At 71.4% G+C, this 24,167-nt stretch carries 19 protein-coding genes, 1 tRNA gene and 1 pseudogene; 14 read left to right on the top strand and 7 right to left on the bottom strand.

From position 1 onward, the window contains the following. Nucleotides 1-13: 13 nt before the first annotated feature. A complete protein-coding gene (locus BUE29_RS07820) occupies nt 14-1,510 on the bottom strand; it encodes an MFS transporter (RefSeq protein WP_073388281.1) in 1,497 nt (498 codons plus the stop codon). A 163-nt stretch (nt 1,511-1,673) separates the two neighbouring features. Between BUE29_RS07820 and BUE29_RS07815 the strand changes: the two genes are divergently transcribed. Beyond that, nucleotides 1,674-2,921 (top strand): MFS transporter, encoded by a 1,248-nt coding sequence (locus BUE29_RS07815; protein WP_073388279.1) that lies wholly within the window; start codon nt 1,674-1,676, stop codon nt 2,919-2,921. Nucleotides 2,922-3,100: 179 nt separating this feature from the next. Next, nucleotides 3,101-3,192: transfer RNA gene (locus BUE29_RS07810), tRNA-Ser, on the top strand. 49 nt (nt 3,193-3,241) lie between these two features. On the opposite strand, the pseudogene BUE29_RS07805 reads toward BUE29_RS07810, so the two are convergent. Next, a pseudogene (locus BUE29_RS07805) lies at nt 3,242-3,775 on the bottom strand (integrase core domain-containing protein); the annotation flags it as partial. 362 nt (nt 3,776-4,137) lie between these two features. Between BUE29_RS07805 and BUE29_RS07795 the strand changes: the two are divergent. The 8 genes from BUE29_RS07795 to BUE29_RS07760 all read left to right on the top strand — a co-directional run bounded on the left by BUE29_RS07795 (nt 4,138) and on the right by BUE29_RS07760 (nt 15,003). Further along, the gene (locus tag BUE29_RS07795; RefSeq protein WP_073388275.1) at nt 4,138-4,473 is read left to right on the top strand and encodes a hypothetical protein; all 336 of its coding nucleotides are present in this window, start codon (nt 4,138-4,140) and stop codon (nt 4,471-4,473) included. Between the two features lie 45 nt (nt 4,474-4,518). Continuing rightward, a complete protein-coding gene (locus BUE29_RS07790) occupies nt 4,519-5,484 on the top strand; it encodes a TIGR04255 family protein (protein WP_159440845.1) in 966 nt (321 codons plus the stop codon). After that, entirely contained in the window at nt 5,481-6,158 is a 678-nt protein-coding gene (locus BUE29_RS07785) for a hypothetical protein (protein ID WP_073388271.1), read from the top strand. The genes BUE29_RS07790 and BUE29_RS07785 overlap by 4 nt, the downstream gene beginning before the upstream one ends. After that, nucleotides 6,139-6,828: a Fic family protein gene (locus tag BUE29_RS07780; protein ID WP_073388269.1), complete on the top strand. Its 690-nt coding sequence runs from the start codon at nt 6,139-6,141 to the stop codon at nt 6,826-6,828. Before BUE29_RS07785 ends, BUE29_RS07780 begins: the two co-directional genes overlap by 20 nt. Before the next feature lie 189 nt (nt 6,829-7,017). Further along, nucleotides 7,018-8,553 carry a hypothetical protein gene (locus BUE29_RS07775; protein ID WP_143168055.1) on the top strand — a complete coding sequence of 512 codons (1,536 nt, stop codon included), beginning with the start codon at nt 7,018-7,020 and terminating at the stop codon, nt 8,551-8,553. Between the two features lies 1 nt (nt 8,554). Continuing rightward, a complete protein-coding gene (locus BUE29_RS07770; protein ID WP_143168054.1) occupies nt 8,555-9,349 on the top strand; it encodes a hypothetical protein in 795 nt (264 codons plus the stop codon). 63 nt (nt 9,350-9,412) lie between these two features. Next, nucleotides 9,413-13,936 carry a hypothetical protein gene (locus BUE29_RS07765; protein WP_073388264.1) on the top strand — a complete coding sequence of 1,508 codons (4,524 nt, stop codon included), beginning with the start codon at nt 9,413-9,415 and terminating at the stop codon, nt 13,934-13,936. After that, complete coding sequence (locus BUE29_RS07760) at nt 13,933-15,003, top strand: Wadjet anti-phage system protein JetD domain-containing protein (protein ID WP_084180830.1); 1,071 nt, start codon at nt 13,933-13,935, stop codon at nt 15,001-15,003. The genes BUE29_RS07765 and BUE29_RS07760 overlap by 4 nt, the downstream gene beginning before the upstream one ends. Nucleotides 15,004-15,322: 319 nt before the next feature. Here the strand turns inward: BUE29_RS07760 and BUE29_RS07755 are convergent, their stop codons facing one another. Both BUE29_RS07755 and BUE29_RS07750 read right to left on the bottom strand, forming a co-directional pair. Next, nucleotides 15,323-15,874 carry a hypothetical protein gene (locus BUE29_RS07755; protein ID WP_143168053.1) on the bottom strand — a complete coding sequence of 184 codons (552 nt, stop codon included), beginning with the start codon at nt 15,872-15,874 and terminating at the stop codon, nt 15,323-15,325. Between the two features lie 99 nt (nt 15,875-15,973). Continuing rightward, complete coding sequence (locus BUE29_RS07750; protein ID WP_073388260.1) at nt 15,974-16,375, bottom strand: universal stress protein; 402 nt, start codon at nt 16,373-16,375, stop codon at nt 15,974-15,976. A 207-nt stretch (nt 16,376-16,582) separates the two neighbouring features. Here BUE29_RS07750 and BUE29_RS07745 point away from each other — a divergent pair, with 207 nt between their 5' ends. Beyond that, the gene (locus BUE29_RS07745) at nt 16,583-16,987 is read left to right on the top strand and encodes a hypothetical protein (protein ID WP_073388259.1); all 405 of its coding nucleotides are present in this window, start codon (nt 16,583-16,585) and stop codon (nt 16,985-16,987) included. Nucleotides 16,988-17,011: 24 nt separating this feature from the next. Here the strand turns inward: BUE29_RS07745 and BUE29_RS07740 are convergent, their stop codons facing one another. The 3 genes from BUE29_RS07740 to BUE29_RS07730 form a co-directional block, all read right to left on the bottom strand. Beyond that, complete coding sequence (locus tag BUE29_RS07740; RefSeq protein WP_073388257.1) at nt 17,012-18,442, bottom strand: M28 family peptidase; 1,431 nt, start codon at nt 18,440-18,442, stop codon at nt 17,012-17,014. A gap of 153 nt (nt 18,443-18,595) precedes the next feature. Continuing rightward, on the bottom strand, nt 18,596-19,783 hold the full coding sequence (locus BUE29_RS07735) for a cytochrome P450 (protein ID WP_073388255.1): 1,188 nt from the start codon (nt 19,781-19,783) through the stop codon (nt 18,596-18,598). A gap of 105 nt (nt 19,784-19,888) precedes the next feature. Beyond that, complete coding sequence (locus BUE29_RS07730; protein WP_073389521.1) at nt 19,889-20,758, bottom strand: DNA-methyltransferase; 870 nt, start codon at nt 20,756-20,758, stop codon at nt 19,889-19,891. Nucleotides 20,759-20,880: 122 nt separating this feature from the next. Here BUE29_RS07730 and BUE29_RS07725 point away from each other — a divergent pair, with 122 nt between their 5' ends. Genes BUE29_RS07725 through BUE29_RS07715 form a run of 3 tightly spaced genes read left to right on the top strand, consistent with a single transcriptional unit; the run spans nt 20,881 to nt 24,166 of the window. Continuing rightward, entirely contained in the window at nt 20,881-21,960 is a 1,080-nt protein-coding gene (locus tag BUE29_RS07725) for a LacI family DNA-binding transcriptional regulator (RefSeq protein WP_073388253.1), read from the top strand. Beyond that, the gene (locus BUE29_RS07720) at nt 21,960-23,264 is read left to right on the top strand and encodes an extracellular solute-binding protein (RefSeq protein ID WP_073388251.1); all 1,305 of its coding nucleotides are present in this window, start codon (nt 21,960-21,962) and stop codon (nt 23,262-23,264) included. The genes BUE29_RS07725 and BUE29_RS07720 overlap by 1 nt, the downstream gene beginning before the upstream one ends. Further along, complete coding sequence (locus tag BUE29_RS07715) at nt 23,261-24,166, top strand: carbohydrate ABC transporter permease (RefSeq protein WP_073388249.1); 906 nt, start codon at nt 23,261-23,263, stop codon at nt 24,164-24,166. Before BUE29_RS07720 ends, BUE29_RS07715 begins: the two co-directional genes overlap by 4 nt. The last annotated feature ends 1 nt before the right edge of the window (nt 24,167 follow it).

Raw genomic sequence — 24,167 nt, 5'->3', positions numbered from 1 at the left:
CGGGTGGTGGTGGTCAGGCTACGACTGCGGCGTTCTCGTGGTCGATGTCCGGCACCCCGGAGCGCAGGACCAGTGCGCTGACGACCGCGCCGAACGCGAAGATCGCGGTGGCCCACCAGAACGGCACGACGTAGCTGTGCACGAGGGCTTCGGCCCGCGCCGCCTGGACGGCGGCCGGGGTGCGGCTCGCCGGCGGGTGCGACGTGAAGTACGACGTCAGGGCCGAGGCCGCGATGGTGTTGAGCAGGGCGGTGCCGACGGCGCCGCCGACCTGCTGCACGGTGTTGACCGCGGCCGAGGCCACGCCCGCGTCGTCCCGGTTCACGCCGAGCGTGGCCAGGCTGAAGGCGGGAGCGAACACCAGGCCGAGGCCGGCGCCCAGGACGAGCAGCGCGGGCAGCACGTGCGAGACGTAGGCGGTGTCGACGCCGATGTTGGTGAGCAGGTACATCGACAGCGCACCCAGCAGCATGCCGAGCGGGATCAGGATGCGCGGGCTCACCCGCGGGATGAGCACCGTGGAGCCGACGCCCGCCACGACCACCAGCACACCGGTCATGGGCAGGAAGGCCACGCCGGACATCACCGCGCTGTACTTGAGCGACGCCTGCAGGTAGTAGGTGAGGAACAGGAACACCGCGAACATGCCCATGGCCGACAGCACCATGGCGAGGAACGCGCCACCGCGGTTGCGGTCGGTGACGATGCGCAGCGGCAGCAGCGGGTGCCTGACCTGCATCTGGGTCACGACGAAGGCGATGAGCAGGATGCCGGCGGCGGCGAGGAAGCCGATCGTGATCAGGCTGCTCCAGCTGTCGGTCTCGGCGTGCGAGAAGCCGTAGACGAGTGCGAAGAGACCGGCGGAGACGAGGATCGTGCCGGGGACGTCGAGCTTGGGGCGGTGCTCGGAGACCTCGTTCTGCAGCAGGCTCAGCCCGCCGACCACGCCGATGACGGCGAAGATGAGGTTGACGAACAGCGTCCAGCGCCAGTTCGCGTACTCGGTGAGGACGCCGCCGAGCAGCAGGCCGATCGAGGCGCCGGAGCCGGCGATGGCGCCGAAGATGCCGAACGCCTTGTTGCGCTCGCGGGCCTCGGTGAAGGTCGTCGTCAGCAGCGCCAGGATGGCGGGCGCGAGCAGGGCGGCGAAGACACCCTGGACCGCGCGGGCGGCGATGAGCATCCCGACGTTCACGGCGGCGCCGCCGACGGCGGAGGCGATCGCGAAGCCGATCATGCCGATGATGAAGATGCGGGTGCGGCCGACGATGTCGGCGATGCGGCCGCCGATCAGCAGCAGCGAGCCGAAGGCCAGCGAGTACGCCGTGACGATCCACTGGCGCGAGCTGTCGGAGAAGGCGAGGTCGGTCTGGGCGGTGGGCAGCGCGATGTTCACGACGGTCGCGTCGAGCACGACCATCAGCTGCGCGATGCCGAGGACGGCGAGGATCCACCAGCGCTTGGCGTGGGTGTCACCCGCCGAGGTCGCGTCGGTGCGCGACTTCGTCATCGTGGCGGTCACGAGGGACTCCTAGGGGTAGCGTAGGACTTAGCGGAGCTTGTACCTCCGGTTCTCGGACCACCGTACTCGCGAATACGGAGATGTGTCCTCCGATTTTACGAGACCTGGACCACACCGAGATCGGCTGCGCCAGGGCGATAGCGTCGCGGCCGTGAGCCGGGTGGTCGACGCGGTCGCGCCGCCTCGCTTCGGCCGGCCCTTCCGCTGGCTGCTCGCCTCGACGTGGACGTCCAACCTCGGGGACGGCGTCGCCGTCGCCGCCGGGCCGCTGCTGGTCGCGTCGCAGACCGACTCGAAGTTCCTCATCGCGCTCGGCGCGACCGCGCAGTGGTTGCCGCCGCTGCTGTTCGGCCTACTGGCCGGCGCACTCACCGATCGGCGCGACCGCCGCGCCATCGTCGTCGCGGTGGACTCCGCGCGGTGCGTCGTCCTCGCCGCACTGACGCTCACCATCGTCACCGGCACGGTGTCGGTCGCGGTGGCGCTCGGGGCGCTGTTCGTGATGGGGACGGCCGAGGTCTTCGCCGACAACGCCTCGCAGACCCTGCTGCCCATGCTCGTGCGGCGCGAGGATCTCGCCGTCGGCAACGCCCGGCTGCAGACGGGCTTCGTGACGCTGAACCAGCTGGTCGGGCCGCCGATCGGCGCCGCGCTGTTCGCGGCGGGACGGGCCTGGCCGTTCGCGACCCAGGCCGTCCTCGTCCTCGTCTCGATCGGGCTCGTCGCGCGTGTCGTCCTCCCGACCCACGGCCGGGGCGAGACGGTCACGTCGTTGCGGCGCGACGTGGCCGAGGGCTTCCGCTTCGTCGTGCACCATCCCGCCGTGCGGACGCTCGTCCTCACCATCCTCATCTTCAACGTGACGTTCGGGGCCGCCTGGTCGGTGCTCGTCGTGTATGCGACCGACCGCCTCGGCCTGGGGGCGGTCGGCTTCGGGCTGGTGACGACGGTCCAGGCCGCGGGCGGGCTCGCCGGGACGCTCGGCTACGACCGCATCACCCGGCACGTTTCGCTCGGGAACCTGTTGCGTGTCGGGCTGATCATCGAGACCGTCACGCACCTGGGCCTGGCGCTGACCACGGTGCCGTGGGTCGCGCTCGTGATCTTCTTCGTGTTCGGCGCGCACGCGTTCGTCTGGGGCGCGACGTCGATCACCGTGCGCCAGCGTGCCGTCCCGACCGCGCTGCAGGGGCGGGTCAACTCGGTCAACGTCGTCGGCGTCTTCGGTGGCCTCGTCGTCGGTTCGGGCGTCGGCGGACTGCTCGCCCAGCACTACGGCGTGACCGCGCCGTTCTGGTTCGCCTTCGGCGGGTCGGCGGTGTTCGTGGGGCTCATCTGGCGCCAGCTCGCGCACGTCGCGCACGACGACGGCCCGTCCCCGGTCCTTCCCGCGGCGTGAGCCTGCTCAGCCGAGCCGGGTACGCCACACCGACCGTTGCGGTCCGTCGCGCACGCAGTCGCCCGATCCTGGGCGATGTCGTCACCGGAACGTGACGTCGGAGTCATCGCGACCCATCACGTTCCGTGGAGGCGATCCGCAGCACCCCGACGCCCCAGTAGGGTCGAGCCGCACCATCCGGAGGGCTCGCATAGTGGCCTAGTGCGGCGGTCTTGAAAACCGCTATGGCGCGGAAGCGTCATCGTGGGTTCGAATCCCACGCCCTCCGCCAGTGTGATGTCTCGGGCCATCGGCGACAGGTGAACCTGCGTTTCGTGGGTTCAGCTGTTGTTTCTTGATTTTCTGGTCTTGCCGGTGGGTTGATAGTCGCGGCTGGGGTCGATGGTGAGCTCGCGTAGGAGTTCGCCGGTGGCGGCGTCGACGATGCGGACGTCGAGGTCGGCGATGAGCAGGATGACGTGGGTTCGGGCGTGGGTTCGGCCGATGCCGATGTGGTGCAGGCGGCCGTGGACGCGCAGGGTGACGACGCCGGAGTCGTCGATGGTGTCGCGGCGGACGCGGTGGTGGGTGTCGCTGGTGCGGGCGCCGGGTGTTGGGGTGGCTTTGGGGAGCGAGTGGTAGATCGCGGCCGGCGTTGCGCGCTGAGGCAGGGCTCGGTGTGGCCGGTGATGGTTGTAGAGCTCGACGAAGGTGTCCAGCAGTGACTGCAGCTCGTCGATGGTGGTCGGCTGGCCAGGTTGTGCTCGCAGCCAGTTCTTCATCGTCTGTTGGACGCGTTCGACCTTGCCGCAGGTGGTGGGGTGGTTCAGGCGTGAGTTCTTCTGCACGGCGTCCAGGCGCCGTAATTCGGTCTCCCGTCTCGAGCACTGGCAGAACAACGTCGCCCAGGCTAGGGCCGACATCGCTGCCTCCGCGGCGATGAAGACGCGCACGCCGTGGGTGACGACGACGTGCAGCGCACCGCCGAAGTGGCATCCGCGAGAGCGAGGGCCGTTCTGGACTTCGTCGGGCCTGGCGACGAGCGACTCTTTGGCTTAGAGCGTTGTACGAAGGGATCGCGCCGCTTGTCGACCGGGATGAAGACGTTGCCTCTGTGGCCTAGGTACCGCGCAAGCTACGCGCAGTCCGTGGTGTTGCTGATCTTCAACACCACGGCCGTGACTTAGGATCTCGAGTCGAGACCCTTACCCCCGACGCGCTTGAGGGCGGTCAGCGCGTGCGCGTGCGCGGGCAGCAGTGGGTCGTGTCAGACCTGAACTTATCAAGCCTCCCGGCCGACGAGCTCGCGGCGAGCGTTGTCCCTGGCCGCACGCTCATCCGTCTGACCTCCGTGTCCGAGGACGACCTCGGCGAGGAGCTCGAGGTTGCGTGGGAGGGCGAGCCGGGCCGTGCCATCGTTCCGGCAGGGGCGCTTCCCGACGTCCCCGGCCCGGATCAGTGGAACGCTCCGCAGCATCTCGGCGCGCTGATCGACGCTGTCCGGTGGGGCACCGTCGCGTCAGCGGACGTCGCGACGTCGCAGGCGCCGTTCCGGGCCGGCATCCAGATCTAGGACTACCAGCTCGAACCTGTCGCAGAGGCCCTGCACATGCCGCGCGTGGCGCTGCTGATCGCGGACGATGTGGGGCTGGGCACGACGATCAAGGCCGGTGGCAGCGCAGGCCCGACCGAGTGCTCGCCCGACCAGCATCACAGCTGTCGGCTCGGCGTGATCGTGAAGAATCACATCTCTCGCTGGCTACAGTTGGCCTACAGTAAGGTCGATGGAGGGGTCATGTTGAAGTTGTCGTCCCCTGATCGTCGCCCGCTGCCGAACGCCGCGCTCTCGCTGGTCGCGACACAGGTGCGGTTCGACGCGCAACGCGACGCTGTGCCGGGTGAGCTGCTTGGTGGGCTCCAAGACCAACTCGCAGTCAGCGGTCACCCGTATCCGCAGGTCGCGCAGCTTTCAGCACAGGAACTTCTGGTCAGCCTCAACGGGCCTCTTCCTGCCGGGCCGACCGAACGGCGCGGATGGCGGCTGACCAGCGAGGACGACGCCTGGCACCTCAGTCTGCTGCCCGATTCCGTCTCCCTGGAGACGCCGCAGTTCACCGGCTTCGACGACATGCTGCCGCGGGTACTTACCGCACTGGACGCAGTCACAGCGCAAGCCGCCCCAACGCTCGTCACGCGGGTCGGTCTGCGCTTCATCAACCTGCTTCCGGCGCCAGAAACCGACGGTTCGGACGAGAACTGGCAGCAGCGGCTCAACGCAGTCTTGGCGGCCCCACTTAGCGACGACACACTTCGTGATGGAGTCCTCGCCTTCGAGCAGCGGATGCTCCTTGAGATCGACGACCAGATCCGATCATCGGTGCGATCGGGACCTGTCCACGACGGTGATGGACAACGCCGCTTCCTGCTGGACATCGACACCTACACCGAGACGTCGACCCTTTGGGCGAGCACGCAGCTCCCCGAATTGATCTCGCAGCTGAACGATGTCAGCGTGTCGCTGTTCCAGCACCTTGTTTCAGAGTCCATGCTCGGCTACTTGCGGGGGGAGGCGAAGTCACCATGACAACGATGCGCACTTTGCGAATGCCACGGCTGCCGGTCGACGCGACCGGGCTGCCGCCGGAAGAATTGAGCACGCCCGTCTCGGCAGATCTCTCGGACTGGGGAATCACGCCCACTGGGATTCGCCATGAGGCCGTCACGCCGATCTCCTCGTGGGAGCTGCTGCTCCACCACGTAACGATCGTGCTGCGTGAGCAAGGGCAGCGAAGTGCGCCAACCGCCCGCGAGCACCCCGCTGCGATCGCGGCGCGTGATCTAAGCCGGTGGCTTCTCGCCACCAAGGCAGATGTCGTCGCAAGCGTGGGTCTTGCCGAGTCGTCCCTGGCGTACTGGCGCAACGTGCCGACCGCCGAGGTCAAGCCCAACAAAGCCGGTCTGCTGCTTCGGCTCCACGCCATCATCGGATTGCTTGTCGCGCAGTACGGCGACCAAACAGTGCGGGCTTGGCTTCAAGACAGCACCCGGCGAGACGCTCGTGGCACCGGCGACGCCTACGTCACAGCCGTGGAGCGGGACGGGTACGCCTGGCTCCGCCGAGCAAAGCCCGCCCCTCGGCGGACCTTCACCGACGCTGACTGGGAGAGCGCAGCGCAAGCCTGGCGCGAAGACGAGCCCGAGCAGTTGCACCGCGAGGTAAATTGGCCCGGGCGGTCTCTTGCCCCCGAAGCCCCGTAGGAACCGGCCGCCTCGTCGAGCGACCTCCCGCCCCTGGCCGTGGGCGGACACACCCGTCAACGAAGCCCGCATCGCCGACCAGCTCGTCGGCGTTCGTGAGCAAGCCGCGAAGCTCGGGCGAGGCGGTCAGCTCGTCACCGAGGAGGACCTCCGCCGCTGGCACAAGAAGGCGGTCGCCGGAGTACGCCTGATCGACCCGTTCGTGGCCGGTCACTTCCGCGGCGAAGGACCGCCAGCCGGCCGCTTAGCCGCCTGCCCCGTCCACGTCAACAACGTCCCCGGCACGCCGCCGGGCCAAGTCCCATCGCAGGTGCGGAGCTTTTTCGCCGAGCTCGCACGACGCGTATCCGGACTCGGTACGCGTCGTCACTCGGCGCCCCCTATGCCTGAGGAACTGTTCGATGACGTCGTAGCCCTCCTCGCCTGGGTGCACGGCGAATGGGTTCGTATTCACCCATTCGTCAACATCAACGGATCGACGGCGCGCCTTCTTGTCGTCACAGTGGGCGCCTACTTCGGTATCCCAGTGCCCCTCCCCGGCAAACCACGCCCGGGTGCGGTCCCGATGGGCGCGGCGGGGTTGACGCTGAGCTACGACCTCGCCGCTGCACAGCAGATGGTCGGCAACGATCACGTCATGGAGCTGTACCTCCGCCGCTTGCTCACCTGATTGGTGAGCAGTTGCTCTTCAGCCGGTCGCTCGCTGCGCACGAGCGAAGGAGGCGCTGCACGTGAATGCGGGCGATCCGGGCCGCGCCTTTCCAACCGCGCCACTCACATCGGTCACTGGCACCCCACGCGGACGAAACCTTTGCGCCATCCTACGAAATCGTCGTAGGTACGCCCTAGCGTGATCGTCATGCCCGGGCAGGAGTTCGTAGCGACGACCGACGCGGGCTTCGCGCTGCGGATCAAGGCGCTGGCGACGACCGTGCCCCTGCACGACCTCGATGCCCGCAAGAGCGCGAAAACCGGCGACTGGACGATCTACCAGATGTCCGAACTGGCGTTGAGTGCAATCGACCTCGTCACCCTCGCCATGGACTTCGACCGCGGCGCCCGGCCAGACCATGTCCTGTCCGGGGTAATCGCGGCCGCCGCCGAACAGGCACCGGACCGGCCCGCCGACGAGCACGCGGAGGTCGCCGCCTGGGTGCTGGACAACCTTCTCAACGCCGGCAACGCCGACCGCGGATTCCGGGCCGTGTACGGCGTCACCGGCCCGGGCGGATACTCCCGCCGGCACTTCGACTTCAAGCTCCTCGAGGAGACGTACGGCGCCGACGGCGAGCTGTACCTGCGCGCGTCCAACGAGGCGGTAAACGTGCTCGTCGGTGCGCTCGACGTCGACATCGAGTCCGCACAGATCGCCGCGGACCTGCGCTTGGAGGTCCTGATCCGGCGCGGGAAGCTGTCCGAGGCCCAGGCGGCCGCGCAGGCCGCCCGCTATCAGACCATCCGGTACGGCGAAATGCTGCGGCTGCATCTGGACGCGACCACCCGCGACGTTCGCAACGTCGATTGGGTGGAGGAGATGCCGAAGTTCCTCTCCGACGCGCTCGGACACATCGAGGAACGCACCCGTACCGAGTCGGCGATCCTGCTGAGCATCACCGAGACCCGCGACACCGCGGACACCGAACAACGCAAGGAGCAAGCGGCCCGCCTGGTCGAACTGGTGCGGGAATGCCTGCGCCGCCACGCCCAGTTGCAACGAGGCCTCCAGGACGCCCGCGGCCGGTTCCGGGCCGAACAGGACCGGCAGACGTTCACTATCAATCCGGCCGCGGCCGTCGCCCTGGATCTGCACGGCCAACTCCTGGTCCCGACGCTGCGGCTGCCCGTCCAGGCGGCGTCCGCCGCCCTCGACGGCTACTTCCGCGCCTCCGTCGGCTTAGACGTACCCCTCGCGCCTCGCCTCATCGACCTCTACGACGGGCTCACCACGCCACCAGTGGAACGGGACATGCTTGGCGAGGAGATCACCGAACCGGAGCTGGAGGAGATCACCGAACCGGAACGGTTCAACGAGGCGACCTACGCCGCGCTCGACCGGCTGCTCGCTCTCGACCCGGACGCACCGCAGCGGCTGTCCGGACTGCTCGAGCAAGCCCGCGACACCCAGGAAAGGGCCGAGGACGTGGTCGACCTGCCGCTGCTGACCGTGGTGAGGGTCCTCGCCCTAGCCGCGCAGGAGATCGGCGCCGCCCGCAACAACCAGGAACGGCACGTAATGGTCGCCGTCGACGACGGCACTCCGCTCAACGACCCGGACTTCGTCGGGTCGGACCTGCTCGTCGCCCGCGCCGGGCTCCTCCCCGCCGCCCACACCCCCGACACCGACCCCAGCGCCGAACCCCGTGACGACGACGACGTGCAGGAAAGGACCGGCTGAGATGAGCACCGACACCCGCGACGCGGCACGGCTGATCGCCTTCGGGCTGCGCCCCAAGGTGCGCCCCGCCCGCGACGCCGAGTACGCCGCCCTCGTGCGCCGCTACCGCGGCGACGCGACGTTCGCCGACGCCGTCACGTCCGTCGCGTTCGGGATGGACCTCATCGTGCTCGACGTCGACGACAGCCACGGCCTTGTCGCCGCCGCGACGGAGGACTCCCCGTTCGCTGTCCGGATGGGCGACTACGCCCGCCGGACGGCCAGCGAAGGCCGCGCCGCCGAGCGGGTGCTGCACGCCCTGGCCCACCTCGGCGCGGCCGCGATGGCGTACCCGCGCCCAGCCGACCTTGCCAACCCCGCCTACGTCGGCCGGATCACCGTCAACGGCGTCGACGCGTTCGTCCGAGAGGCAGCCCGCCGCCTCGCCGAACTGGCCGCCGCGGACGGCGAGGAGCTCGATCCGCCGACCGACCAGCCCGACCTCGAAGTTGCCTGGCGGGTCTACCAGCGTCGCGCCGCCAGCCCGTCCTCCGGCGACGGGCGCCGCGTCGCCAGCTCGACCACTGGCATGGTCGGCAAGGCGCTCGCGTTCCTGGCCGACCACGGCATGCTCGCTCCGGCCGGCGACGAACGAGGCGGCACCTACCGCACCACGTCCCGGTACCGGGTGCAGGTCCTCGACGCCGGCGCCCGACTGTTCGGGGATCTGGTCCGCCTCGGCGTCCCCGCCATCACCGACGGCACCGGCACGCTCGTCACCCTCGTCTGGACCGACGACGCCGTGGCCGAACTGTGAGCCACCACCTCGAGCCCGTCGACCTGTCCGCCGTACCCTCTTCGACGCCCGTGAGGACAGCGCATGTATGAAATCAACCGTGCCCGGCTCGTCGGCATCGGTCCCCGCGGCGCCCGGTACGCCGACGTCACCCTCGACCTGTCCGGCATCGGCGCGCCGGTCGGGCAGGCGACCCTGCTCGGCCCGATCCTGCGGCGCCCGTCGCCGGTGTCGCTGCTGATGCTCGAGAACGGCGGCGGCAAAACCGTGCTGCTCAAGCTGTTGTTCTCAGTCGTTCTGCCCGGCCGACGCCGCACCGTCGGTGGCGCGTCACTGGACAAGTTCGTGTCCGACACCGACACCGGGCATGTGGCGCTGGAATGGATGAACGTCACCACCGGTGACCTCGTCGTCACCGGCAAGGTGTTCCAGCGCCGGAACAGGGTCCCCGCCGGCACCAACCCGCTCGTCGAAGCCTGGTACTCGTTCCGGCCCACCGACGGGATGCTCACCTTCGACACCCTCCCGGTCGCCGACACCGGCCGACGCCGCCGGCTGGAGGGCTACCGCGACGAGGTGCGCGAGATCGGCCAGGCCGACCCGTCGGTGCAGGTCGCCTGGATCGGCGAGGACCAGGGGCAGTGGGTCACGCACCTGCGCAGCCTCGGCCTCGAACCGGACCTGTTCGACATCCAACGCCGCATGAACGTCGACGAAGGCGACGCCGCCAACGCGTTCGCGTTCAAGTCCTCGGCCGAGTTCATCGAGTGGCTGCTCACGATCGTGTCCGAGCCGGAGGACTCCGTCGCGGTCGCCGACAACTTCGAAAAGTGGTCGGCCACCCTGGCCGAGCGCGACAGCATGCTGCTCGAACGCGACTTCCTCGACGGCGCGATCGCCGGCCTCGACGTGCTCGCCGGCGCACACCAGGAGGACGCCGACACCGCGGCCCGCGCCGCGGCGGCCCGCACGTCCGCCCAGCAGCTCGCTGCCGCGCTCGCTGCCCGGCACGTCCAGGAGACCCGCGCCGAGGAGACCCTGCAGGGCGAGCTCGCCGAAGCGGAGACGTTCCACGCTCCCCGCACCACCGAACGCGATCGCGCCACCCAGGTGATCCGCGAGGTCCGACGGCAGACGCTGCGGCTGCGGCAGCAGCAGACCGAAGCCGAAGCCGGCGAGGTCCGGGACCGGCTGGCCCGGCAACAGCTGGTCGCGGCCGGGTGGACCGTCGTCCCGAAACTGGCCGAGAGCGTCACGGCGCAGGCTCGCGCCGAGGAGGCCGCACAGCTGCTCGAGGCGGCCGACTCCGAGGCGGCGCCGACGCTGCGGCGGCGCGACCAGGCGGCCGCGCGGCTGCTCGCTGGCCTCGACGCCGCCGCCACGACCGCGCAGACCGACGCGACCGACGCCGAGACCCGTGCCGCCACGCGGACGGCTGACGCCGCTGACGCCGACGGCGAACGCAGCAGCGCGCTGGAGACCGCATCGCGGCTGGAGGAACGGGCCAAGCAGATGAAACGCGTGGTCGACGACGCGGCCGCCAAGGTCGCTGCGGCCGTCGCGAGCGGCCTGGCCCGCCCCGGCACCACCCCCCGGTCCGTCCCCGACGAGGCGGCAGCTGCGGGCGAGGTCAACGACGCCGCCCAACTGGAGCTCGCCGACCGCGAGCGAGCCGACGCCGACGCCGCCACCGCGCTGAAGGACGCCACGGACGAGGAACGACGGAAGCGGGACATCGCCCAAGCCGCGGTCGCCCGTCGCCACACCGCAGTCGACGCCGCTCACACAGCCGAGGAACACACGCGGCGCGTCGCGGCGCTGCCGGCGGTGCACCAGGCGGTCGGCGGCGACGAGCCGCTGCTGGTCACCGCGTTCGACGACCGGGTTGACGCGATCACGGCCGCGCTTCAGGACGACATGGACGCGCACACCGACGCGCTCGACGAGCTGCGCGGCCACCAGCGCGACGACCAGCGTGTCCTCGACGCGCTCGGCGACGGTGGGCTCCTTCCGCCCCGCAGCGAGGTCGAGCGGGCCCTGGGCAAGCTGACCGAGGCCGGGATCGCCGCGCACTCCGGGTGGCGGTACCTGTCCGGGGCGGCTGCACCCGGCGAGCGGCCGGAACTTGTCGCCGCCCACCCCGACCTCGCCGACGGGATCGTCGTCACCGACCCCAGCCAGCTGCCCGCCGCGCGCGAAGTGCTGCTTGAGGCACGGCTGCTGCCGGCCGCAGCCGTCACCATCGGCAGCGGCGCGGCGCTGCTGCAGCTCGTCACCGTTGCCGATGACCGGTTCGTCGTCGAGGCCAGCCCCGCCATGTACGACGAGCAGGCCGCCGCGGAGCGCCGCGACCAGATCCTGAGCGTCATGGCCGCCCGCAGCGAGAGCATCACCAGCACCACCCGGCAGGTCCAGGAACTCAGCGCCGCTCGCGCTACGATCGCGGCGTGGCGCGCGGACCACCCGGCCGGGCACCTGGCCGCGCTGCAGGCCACCGCCGCCGAGACCACCGCGGTCGCGGACGCGGCACAGGTCGCGCACGCCGCCGCCGCCCATCGGGTCACCGAAGCCGAGCAGGACCGGCAAACTGCGACCGAGCAGCTGGGCCGGGCCCGTGACGGAGAACGGGCCGCTGCGGACCGGGTCAAGGATCTCGCCATGCTCGCCGACGCCGTCCGGGCCGCCGAGCAGGTCGAAGCCGACCTGCCCGGCCTCCACGACGCCGCCGCCGCGGCCCGCCGCGCGGCCGAGGACGCCGAAACTCGGCGTGACCAGGCATTGGCCGAGGCCGAACAGCTCCGGGCCGACCGTAGCCGCCGCCGGGACGAGGCGGCACGGCTGCGGCACGCGATGGCCGGCGTGGAGACATCCACGCGGGCCGTGGACGTCCAACCGCCCACCGAGACGGTCGCCGAGCTCACCGCCGCCTACGACGCGGCCGCAGCGAACTACCGCGCCGCCGCGCCCGCGGAGGAGCTGAAGATTGCCGCGGACAAGGCCGCCGAGACGGCCCAGTCCCTCCATCGGGAACTGGCGATGCGGCCCGTCGATCATCTGCAGGCCGCGCGAGAATTGCTCGCCGGCCCGGACGGCGCCGCCCCGTCGCTGTGGGCCCGTGCGGCCGAACTCGCGCAGCAGCAGGTGCAGGCGTTGACCCGCCGCGTGGAGGAGGTCGCCGTCCGGGTCGGTGAGGCCCGGACGGCTTACGCCGACTCCGCTCCGGGTGACGGGAGCGGCAGCTGGATCAACCTGGCGCAAGAGTGGCGGCCGACATCGATCGCGCAAGGCGACGAGCTGCTCGCCCGCGCGACCGTCGTCCAACGGGCCGCGCAGGCTGCGCTGGACGAGGTGACCGGCCGCATCGAGACGCTCACGGTCCGGGTCGTCGACGCCGAACGCCGCGCGGCCGCGTTCGGCGGGACGTACCGACCGCTGGCTGCCGTCCTGCAGGCCAGCGGCAACGCGACCAGTACCGAGCCCGGAGACGTGCCGCCGTTCGCCGGGGTGGCCGCCGCTGCCGAGACCGCCGCCGAAACCGCCCGGGACCAGCTGCAGCAGACCACGCTGGCCAAGCAGTTGGCCCGCGACGCCGCCCGCCGCGCCCACGACGAACTCATCGAGTTCACCCGCTCGGAGAAGTACGAGCAGATGCGCAACCCGCTGCGGACGGCGCTGCTGGACTCGCCGGGCGACGTCGTCGCGGCCAACGCCGTCGACTGGTCCGGCCAGATGACGGCGCGGCGCACATCGCTGCAGGGCGAGCTCGAGGACGCGCTGCGGCACCGCGGCATCATCGCCCGGCAGCTGGCCACGCTGGTCGAGCAGGCGCTGAGGACCGTCGGGCAGGCGTCGCGGCTGTCGCGGCTGCCGGACACCCTCGGCGACTGGGCCGGGAAGGACTTCCTGCAGATCCGATACACGCACCCGGACGCGGCCACCATCGCCACCCGCGTCGGGGACCTGCTCGACAAGCTGGCCCGCGAACGGGACCCCGGGCAGGCCGCGCGGTCGTCGCGCCGGGACGGGTTCAACCTGCTGCTGGCCGGCGTGAAAGCCGCCGTCCCGAACGGGTTCCGGGTAACGGTCCTGAAACCGGACCAAGTGCTGCGCGACGAACGCGCCCCGGTCGAGGAGATGAACGACGTCTTCTCCGGCGGGCAGGAACTCACCGCGGCCATCCTGCTGTACTGCACCCTGGCGGCGTTGAAGGCCAACAACCGCGGCCGGCTGCGGTCACCGCACGCCGGCGTGCTGTTCCTGGACAACCCGATCGGGAAGGCGTCGGCCCGCTACCTGCTCGACATGCAGACCATGGTCGCCGCCGCCCTCAACGTCCAGCTGGTGTACACGACCGGCCTATTCGACGACCGGGCGCTGGCCTCGTTCCCGCTGTGGATCAGGATGCGGAACGACGCCGACCTGCGGGCCGGGCTGAAATACATCGAGGTTGCCGACGAGATGCGCCGCCGCCTGCCGGACCCATACGAGCCCGCCGGCGGCGGTGACACCCCCGGTTCCCGGCCCGGCACCGTCACCGCAGCCCGGGTTCACCTGCGCACGCGCGCAGCCAGCGGCAGCGCTCCGGACCGGAAACCGGCAGGCCGGTGACGGCCGCGGTGCCCGAGACCGGGACCCTCACCGGCCGCCAGGCGCGGCTGGCCGCGGCGCTCGAGGAGTGGCCGAACCGCACCGTGCGCCTAGAAGATCTGTGGCGGCTCGCAGCCCAAGCCGACCCGGCCTCGGTCGGCCGCGCAGAGCAGCGGGCGGTGCTAGCCGAGGATCTCCGTACGCTCGCTGCCGCCGGCCTATTGTCGTCCTCCCAGGCCCAGGACCGCACCGCCCGCCCCTGGCTTCCGCGGCAGGTGACGCTCCCGGCGCCGGACGCGACCCCGACCGCGGCCGCGATGGCCCGGGCGAAAGTGTGGCGCCCGGAACTGGCGTGGGCGGCGACCGCCCGCCTGACCGTGTCACAGGTGCATCGCCTGGCGTGCGTGAATGACTGGCTGCGTGACCGCAGCCGCGACACTGACCGGGTGCCGCTGCGGGAACGGTCCTTGGAGATCTTCGGGCACGAGAAGACCCTCGACCGATTGCTCGGCACCGGCCTGTTCGGCCCGGACCGGCTGACCCTCGCCCTGCTGCGCACGTTCCGCGCTCATCCGCCGCTCCCGGCGGTGCACACCGGGCCCGGCGGCGTCCTTCTCGTCGTCGAGAACTCCGATACCTTCACCACCCTGCTCGAGTGCGTGCGCCGCGAGCCGTTCGGCATCGGCTGGGTGGCATGGGGAGCGGGCGGCGCCTTCGAGGCGTCGGTCCGGACAGTTCCGGAACTACACCCCGCGGCGGACGAGGTCCGCTACTTCGGTGACCTCGACTTCGACGGGCTGCGTATCCCGGCCGCAGCCGCCCGGATCTCCGACCTCGAGCAGCTGCCGCCGGTCCGGCCGGCGCTGCGTCTGTACCGGCAACTTCTGAACAGCGGCGCTGAGCAGACCGCCGGACGCAGTGTCGAGGTAGCCGCAGCTGCCGATCTGACCCGCTGGCTCGCTGGGCCCGACGAAGCAGGCACCGATGTCGCAGACCGGGTTGCCGCCCTGTTGGCGTCGGGATGCCGAATGCCGCAGGAGGCGGTCGGGGTGCGTGCTCTGACCGGTGCCGGCTGGGCCGGTTGCTGACCGCTGAGATTCCGGCGACACACTCGGCGCTGATCGTCCATCAGGCAGCTTCGCGGTAGTCGTAGCAGTGGCGGGAGGGGGCGCCTTAAGGGAAGCTGCTGGGCTTAGGTCCGCGTCGCTTCGCATCGGAGACACCACGGGCTGGCGACTACGAGCCTTCGTGGGTTAGGCCGGAGGGGTACTCGCTCAACTTTGCGAGCCCCGCCAGAGTGCCGAGGAGGATGTCGGTGGCACGACCGTCGACCGACCGAACGCGCCCGTGCCGGTGTGATCGAGGCGCCCTTGGGGTGTGGGAGCCGCGCCGTGAGTGGGCTGACAGCTAACCGCGGCTCACGACCTCCAGCACCACGACCTGGGTCGGGCCGCTTCGGCTGAGCTCGGGACCCGCGCGGTCGGTGAATTCGACGATGTCGCCGACAACGAGGGTGTAGACGCGTGCGAGCACGTCTGTCGGTGTCGACCTGCCGACGCGGACGGGGGTCGCACCCGGGTCCGCCCAGGTGTTGTGGGAGAAGTGGCTGCCGTTCCAGTTCGAGATGGCAAATCGGATGGTTGCGTGGTGGTCCGCCGGCTGGATGCGCGACCCGTTGCCATGTCGCAGGTACCGCGACGCGAAGCGCGGCGTGGGGGGCGCCTCCGCGGTGGCGTGCACAGTCAGACTGGCGCCGGACGCAGTGGGCAGGTCTACCGCCGGAATCGCGGCACGGGTATCGGTCACGCCGTCGTCGTAGGAAGCTTCGCCGTAGTAGCTGTTGCTGCTGCGGACGGTGACGGTCGTCTGCTCGTCCGATGCGCACGCCACGCAACCGATTGCGACGGCCGATGCCGCAAAGACCGGTAGCCAACCGCGGGTCGCGAGGTGGCGTCGCATGGCGGCAGCCTAGCTGCGCGGAGTTCCCGGCCACGCCGCACACGGCAAGCGGCTACGTGCGCCCGTCGCGTTCGAAGGTCGGGGCAGCGAGGGTGCGGGTCAGTCGTCGGAGCGGACGGCGAGCACGGGGCAGACCGCGCCGGTCAGCACGCGTTGGGCCGTGCTGCCGAGCACGGCCTTCGCGACGGCGGACCGGCGCTTGATGCCGACGACGATCAGGTCGGCCGAGACCTCGTCGGCGATCTGCAGGATGGCCTCGGCCGGGCGGACGCCCTCCTCGGCGCCGACCGTGCGGACGGTGTGCGCGACCCCGCCGTCGGCGAGCAGCGCCGCGACCGAGTCCATGTGCTGCTCGTCGGCGGCGGTCGGCGTGGTGTAGCCGCTCGCCCCGATGACGTTGACGATGACGACGTCGGTCCCGCGCCAGGTCGCCTCCTGCGCCGCCTGCCTGACGGCCAAGAGACCCGTTGCATCCGGCACGTACCCCACGACGACGCTCATGGGACGAGCCTAGGCCCGCGACGGCGTCGTGGCTGCCCGAGGCACGGCGTGCCGACCCGGGCATGGGGTACTTTCTCGCCGAAACGACATGGATCGGGCCGTCGGCTCGTGCCCGGTCGGCACGAGCGGCCCGGAGGGAGAGCCGTGACGGAGACGGGCGGGTTGCCGAACCCGGCGATGGAACGACGGGCGCGGCGAGGCCGTCCGGTGTCACGGCGCGCATTCGTCGTCACCGTCGCGGTCCTCGGTGCCTGCATCGCGGCGCTCGCCGCGACGGTCGTCGTGCTGGCCGTGGCGGTGTGGAGCGATCCGGACACCGTCTATCGCAGCGTGCAGGGGCAGCGGCTCGCCACCGGCGACCTGCACGGGGCGATCGCGCACGCGGAGTCCGAGGGCGACGGTCGATGCTTCTTCCTCGGCCGGCGCGGTGCGTATCTCGACGCCGACGGCAACCGCAGCGTGACGCTCGAGAACTACCTTTACTGCGGCGCGGGGGCGAGCCGACACGTCTACGACGTCATCGACGACGGCACGGTGCGCACGCCCGACGAGCCGGTCGACGACGACGGCGGCGTGCGGTACCTGCAGGGCGAGACGCACTACCGCCCGTGACCGGCCGCGGCCCGGGTCGCAGGCTCAGCGCGCGCCGGGAGCCGCCTGCCCCGCGAGGGTGGCGACGGCGTAGGCGAGGCCGTGGGTGCTCTGCTCGAGCGCGCGCCGGTCGATCGCGGCCAGCGTGTCGCAGGCCTGGTGGTAGCACGAGGCGTAGAGCTGCCCTGCCCGGCCGCCGTAGACGGCGGCCTGTGCCGGCGTCTTGACGCCGAGCGCGCCGTCGAACAGACCGGCGATCGGGATGCCGGCCGCGAAGAACGGCTCCTGGTCCGAGCCGACGGCGTCCGAGCCGACCCGCTCGATCGGCAGGTCGCGGGCGGCGTAGTAGGCCTCGAACGGGGCTGACACGATGCCCGCGCCCGCCATGACGAAGCGGACGAAGTTGTCCGACGCGATCATCTCGGCGTTGACGTAGACGTCGATGTCGGCCCGCTGCTGCGCGTCGAGCTGCGCCACGTAGTGGTCCGACCCGACGTCGACGAGCTCCTCGGCGCCCCAGAGGACGAAGCGCACCCGGTTGCGCAGCCGGTCCTGGAACGGCGCGAGCGCCACCGCCGTCTCGAGCACCGCCGCCACGGCCGACCCGTTGTCGTTGATGCCCGGCCCCTCGTCGACGCTGTCGAGGTGGCCGCCGAACATGACCACGTGATGCGCCGAGCCGCCGCGCGTCTCGGCGATCACGGTGTGCGTGACGCCGCTGACGTCGTGACCGCGCCAGTCGAGGTCGACGCGGATCGGTCCGCGGGCGAGCGCCGCCCGCAACGCCGTCTCGTCGGTGTGCCGGATGGAGGCGAGCGGGATCGCCGGCGGCGTGCTGTCGAACCAGTGCAGCCGCAGGACGTTCTGCGGCCGCGGCGTGGGATAGGAGAGCAGCACCGCCGTGGCACCGAGGCCCGCCGCGACCGCGAGCTGGGCGGCGTAGCCGCACGACGCGCGCGGCTCGAGCACGACGGCGCCGCTGACGTCCTGCCCGGCGAAGTCGGCGGCCTGGCAGCCGGCCGTCGGGCCGTCGGCGGGGGCCACGAGCGGCGCGTTCGTGACCCGCCGTGCGGGCGACTCGTCCATGAGCAGGGAGGTGAGTCGTACGGTGCGGGCCCCGAGCTGCAGCCGCGTGCGCTCGGCGCTCACGTGGAACTTGGTGTACGGCACGGGCTGCAGCTGCACGCGGTAGCCGGCGGCCCGCAACCGGCGCACGGCGAAGTCCTGCGAGTCGCGGTACCCCCGCGTGCCCGTCGCCCGGTTGCCGTGGTCGCGCTGGGCGATCCGCTGCAACACGGCGAGATCGGCCACCGCAGCGGCCGTGCTCGTCCGCGACGCGACCAGGGCGCCGAAGCGATCGAGCGTCGGGCGACTGGCGGCGTGGGCCGGCGTGCCCGCGGCCAGCGTCAGGACCGACAGGGCCAGCGCGGCGACGCGGCCGGCGGTCCTGCGGTGCGGGTGCAGGGCGAACGTCATGGCGGAGCCCGTTTCGGATCGGAGGGGACGCGGGATGTCGGCGGCGACGGTCGGGGGCCCGCCGGCCCGAGCGGTGTCGGCCCGGCGGGTCCTGTCGGCCCGTAGGTTCGCTGCGGACCTTGGACCGTGCTCAGTGGACGTACGTCATGACGCTCACCTCCTCTCGCGTCCGGTGGGTGAGACGAGCACCGCGGCGGGGCCGCGCAGGGTCGCGTTCGCGGCCCAGGCGGGCGACTCGACGAGCGTGGCCGCCGGGAAACGACGCCCGAACCCGTCGAGCGCGGCCCGCAGCACCCGCAGGCCGAGGGCAGCCCCGACGCAGGCGTGCGCGCCGCGCCCGAAACCGAGGTGGTGGTTCGGCTCCCGGTCCAGGACGAGGCGGTCGGGCTCGGGGAACGCGGCCGGGTCGTGGTTCGCCGCGGCGAGCAGCAGGGTGACCACCTCGCCGGTGCGGATGGGGACGCCGGCGAGCTCGGTGTCCCGCACGCAGACCCGCGCGTCGCCCTGCACCGGGCTGACGTAGCGGACCAGCTCGGCCGCCGCGCGTTCCGACAACGGCACGGCCGACGGGAGCCGGTGCTCGGCGAGCAGGACCGTCGCAGCGCCGGCGAGCAACCGGCCGACGGACTCGAAGCCGGCGTGGGCGAACGCCCGCACCGTGTTCGCGACGACGACGGGGTCGGTGTCCCACTCGTCGAGTCCGGCCGCGAACGCGGCCACCAGGCCGGGGCGGTCAGGGTGGTCGAGCCACGTCGTGGCGAGGGCGGCGAGCTCCTCGCGTGCGGCGACGCCGGCGGCGAGGCGCTCGGGGGCGAGCCCGGCGTCCATCGAGTCGACGATCGCCGTCGACACCGGGACGAACCACGCGGCGTCCGGCGGCGTGACGCCGAGAACGTCCGCGATCACTTGCAGCGCCAGCGGTTGCGCGACGTCGCGGACGAAGTCGACGGTCGTGCCGGCGACGGCGCGGTCGAGGACGTCGTCGACCGCGGCCGCGATCGCCGTGTCGGCCGTGCGCAGGTCGTAGCGGCGCAGGGCGGCGAGGACCTGATGCCGGATCTCGGTGTGCTCGGGCGGGTCCAGGGTCTGGATGCTGAGCATCGACGGGGGAAGGGGCAGCCCCGCGCGGCGCCGGTCCGAGCCGAACGTCGTGACGTCCTGCAGCACGTCACGGCACACCGCGTAACTCGTGACGACCCAGCTGCTCGTGCCCTCGTCCCACGCGACCGGCGCGCTCGCCCGCCAGGACCGGTACCGGTCGTGCGGGTCGAGCAGGGCGTCGGGATCCAGCAGGCTCCGCAGTGGCGGGTCGAGCCGGGCCGAGGCCGCGGTCACTATCATGAGTCGAGGGAAGAACGCCAGGTTTGCCCGGTCAAGGGGCAGTTTCGGGTTCTTGGGCAGATATGTACGAACTTCGGGCTCTATCGTGATGCGGACTCGGTGCCCTCAGTCGTCGAGGGCCACGCCGTCGGCGTCGAGGTAGCGGACGCCGTCCTCGCCGAGGCGGCGGCGCATGGTCGTGACCGCGTCGGGGTTGGCGTCGACGAGGGCGAACCGGCGCCCCAGCTGCCGGGCGACCGCGCCGGTCGTCCCGCTGCCGGCGAAGAAGTCGAGCACGCGAGCGCCGGGTGCGGACGAGGCGGAGACGATCCGACGCAGGATGCCCTCGGGCTTCTGGTTCGGGTAGCCCGTCTTCTCCCGGCCGTTGGTCGGCACGATGGTGTGCCACCAGACGTCGGTGGGCAGCTTGCCGCGCGCCGCCTTCTCCGGCCCGACCAGGCCGGGTGCGAGGTAGGGGATCCGCTCGATCGCGTCCTGGTCGAAGTAGTGGCCCTTCGGCGTCTTGACGTAGACGAGGATGTTGTCGTGCTTGGCCGGCCAGCGGTCCCGGCCGCGGCCGCCGAAGTCGTAGGCCCACACGATCTCGTTGAGGAAGCAGTCGCGCCCGAAGATCGCGTCGAGCAGCACCTTGCAGTAGTGCACCTCGCGGTAGTCGACGTGCAGGTAGAGCGTGCCGTCCGGGCGCAGCAGCCGGTGCGCGTGCTCCAGCCGCGCGGCGAGGAAGTCCAGGTAGTCGTCGTGGACGTCGACGTAGCCGAGCCGGCCGAGCTCGACGGTGGTGTAGCGCCGGCCCTGGAATCCCGTCCGGTCGCCGGCGTCGTCGCGGACCGTGCGCAGCGTCCGGCGCTGCTGCACGGCGCCGGTGTTGAACGGCGGATCGATGTACACGAGCTGGACGGAGGCGTCGGGCAGCCGGGGGAGCACCACGGCGTTGTCCCCGGCGACGACGTAGTCGACGGCCGCCGCGAGGTCGATCACCGCGCGATTGTCCTGCGCCGTGGGCCCGTGGACGGCGGGGCGCGCCGTACCCGCGGGTAACCCGGTCCGCTCCGCGCCCACCCTTGACGGCCGGGGAACTAAACCGCTTTAGTGGTCGGATGGCGGGACGGGGCGAGCACGGCGGGGCCGCGCGGCGGGTCACGATCGCCGACGTCGCGCGCGAGGCCGGGGTATCGCCCGGCGCCGTCTCGTTCGCGCTGAACAACCGCCCGGGCGTGGCCGACGCGACCCGTCGCCGGGTGCTCGACGCCGCCGCGGAGCTGGGGTGGCGCCCGAACCACCGCGCCCGCGCGCTCTCGCACCAGTCCTCGTTCACGCTGGGCCTGGTCGTCGCGCGGCCGACCACGACCGTCGGCGCCGACCCGTTCTTCCCGGCGTTCGTCGCCGGGGTCACCGCCGCGCTGCAGCCGAGCGAGCAGTCGCTCACCTTCACCGTCGTGCCCGACCACGACGCCGAGATCGAGACGTACCGGCGTTTCGCCGCCGAGAAGCGCGTCGACGGCGTCTTCCTGACCGACCTGCGGGTCCACGATCCCCGCCCCGCGCTGATGGCCGAGCTGGGCCTGCCGGCCGTGACGCTCGGCCGGCCCGACCGCACGTCGAGCGCCGGCAGGGTCGGTGCGGTGTCGGTGGACGACAGCGCCGGGATGCGCGAGGTCGTGCGGACCCTCGTCGACGCCGGTCACCACCGGATCGCGCACGTCACCGGGCCGGCCGAGTTCCTGCACGTCCGCTCGCGTCGCGAGGCCTGGGAGGCCACACTCACCGCGGCGGGGCTCGCCGCCGACCTGCTCGTCCACACCGACTTCAGCGCGGGCGAGGGCGCGGGAGCGACCGACCGCCTGCTCTCGCGGCGCGTCCCGCCGACCGCGATCACCTACGCCAACGACGTGATGGCCATGGCCGGGCTCGCCGTCGCGCAACGCCGGGGACTCGCCGTCCCCACCGACCTGTCGATCACCGGGTTCGACGACGTCGAGCTCGCGCACTACGCGAACCCGCCGCTCACGACCGTCCGCACCGACGTCGCCGGGTGGGGCACCGCTGCCGCACATGCCCTGCTCGCCGCGGTCGCCGACGCCACGGCCCGCGACGTCGACCTGCCGCCGGCGCGGATGATCGCCCGCGCCTCCGTCGCCCCACCGACACCCGCACGTCCTAGGAAGGGAACGTCGTGATGCACCGCCGCACCGCAAAGTCCCTGTCGAGGGTGCGCACGGCCGCCGCGCTGGCCGTCGCGCTGCTCGCACTCGCCGCCTGCAGCATCGTCGACCCGGTGAACGCCGATCGGGCGCGCACGTCGCGCGGACCGATCGAGGTCTGGTACTCGAACAACGAGCAGGAGGTCGCCTGGGCCAAGCAGGTGGTCGCGTCCTGGAACCGCACGCATCCCGGGCAGCACGTCACCGGGCAGCAGGTGCCCACCGGCAAGTCGTCCGAGGCGGTCATCCAGGCCGGCATCATCGCCGGCACCGAGCCGTGCCTGATCTACAACACCTCGCCGGCGTCGGTTCCCGAGTTCCAGGCGATCGGCGGGCTGGTCCCGCTCGACCAGTTCCCGGGCGCCCGGCAGTACATCGAGAGCCGCAGCGGCGCGCAGGCGCAGCAGTACCGCAGCCCGGACGGCCGCTACTACCAGCTGCCGTGGAAGTCGAACCCTGTCATGATCTTCTACAACAAGAAGATCTTCGCCAAGGCCGGTCTCGACCCCGACCACCCGGACCTCGCGAGCTACTCGGGCTTTCTCGCAACAGCGCGCAAAATCGTGTCGTCACGGGCGGCCCGCTACGCGATCTACCCCAACGCGTCCAACGACTTCTTCCAGCCCTGGTACGACTTCTATCCCATGTACGCCGCCCAGAGCGGCGGCACCCAGCTGCTGAAGGACGACAAGGCGACCTTCGACGACGCCGCCGGGCGCGGGGTGGCCGAGTTCTGGCGCGCGCTGTACTCCCAACGGCTCGCCGGTGACGAGACGTACAGCGGTGACCCGTTCGCCGATGGCGTCTCCGCCATGGCGACGGTCGGGCCGTGGGCCATCGGGTCGTACAAGGGCAAGGTCGACTGGGGCGTCGTCCGCGTACCCACCCGCAGTGGCACACCGAGCGCCCACACCTTCAGCGACGCGAAGAACGTGGCGATGTACGCCTCCTGCAAGAACCGGGCCACGGCCTGGGACTTCCTGAAGTACTCGACCAGCTCGCAGCAGGACGGCACCTTCCTCGACGTCACCGGCCAGATCCCGCTGCGTCCGGACGTGACCACCCGCTACGCGGCCTACTTCGCGAAGAACCCGGCGTACCGCTCGTTCGCCGCCCTGGGGCCAGGGGTGATCGAGGTGCCCAACGTCCCGAACTCGGTGCAGATCTGGCAGCGGTTCCGCGACGGGTGGTCGCGCAGCGTCATCTTCGGGAAGGTGGCGGTACCCCGCTCGCTCACCGACACCGCCCACGACATCGACGGGCTGGTGGTGAAGAAGTGACCGCCCAGCTCACCACGCGTCGCCGTGCCCCGCGCCGGAACGCCGGTCGCAACCCGGTCGGCTACCTGTTCGTCGCGCCGTACGCCCTGTTCCTGCTGGCCCTGTTCGCCTATCCGGTGGGCCTCGCGGTGTACATGGCCTTCCACCGCTACAAGTTCACCGCGCCCGGCGTGGACGTGCCGCACCCCTTCGTCGGTCTGCAGAACTTCCGCGACGCCCTCGGCGACGACGCGGTGCAGCAGGCGTTCGTGAACATCGCGATCTTCCTGGTGATCAACGTCCCGCTCACGGTGGTGCTGTCCCTGGTACTCGCGACCGCGCTGAACGCCAAGCTGCGCGGCCGGACGTTCCTGCGGGTCGCGTACTACGCGCCCTACCTGACGGCCAGCGTCGCCATCGCCGGCATCTGGCTGTTCCTGTTCAACAGCAGCGGCCTCGTCAACAACGTGCTCGGCTCGGCCGCGCCCAGGCCGTCCTGGCTGGTCAACGGCACGTGGGCGATGCCGTCGGTCGCGGGGTTCGTGACGTGGAAGCAGCTCGGCTTCTACGTGCTGCTCTATCTCGCCGCACTGCAGAACGTGCCCAAGGAGCTGTACGAGGCGGCGTCGATGGACGGCGCGTCCGCGGTCAAGCAGTTCCTCGTCGTCACCGTGCCGGGCGTCCGGCACACGACCGGGCTGGTCACGCTGCTGGCGATCGTCACCGGCGCGAACCTGTTCACCGAGCCCTACCTGCTCACCGGCGGCGGTGGGCCCGACGGCGCGTCCGCGTCACCGGTGCTGCTGATGTACCAGCTCGGCATCGAGCAGAACCGCCCGGACGTCGCCGCCGCGATCGGCGTCGTCCTCGTGCTCGGCGTGCTCGCGATCGCCGGGGTGCAACGACTGCTGGACCGGGGCTGAG

The organism is Jatrophihabitans endophyticus (assembly GCF_900129455.1).
In the GTDB taxonomy this organism is placed as follows: Bacteria; Actinomycetota; Actinomycetes; order Mycobacteriales; family Jatrophihabitantaceae; genus Jatrophihabitans; species Jatrophihabitans endophyticus.
This window is presented reverse-complemented; position numbering and strand designations above follow the sequence as displayed.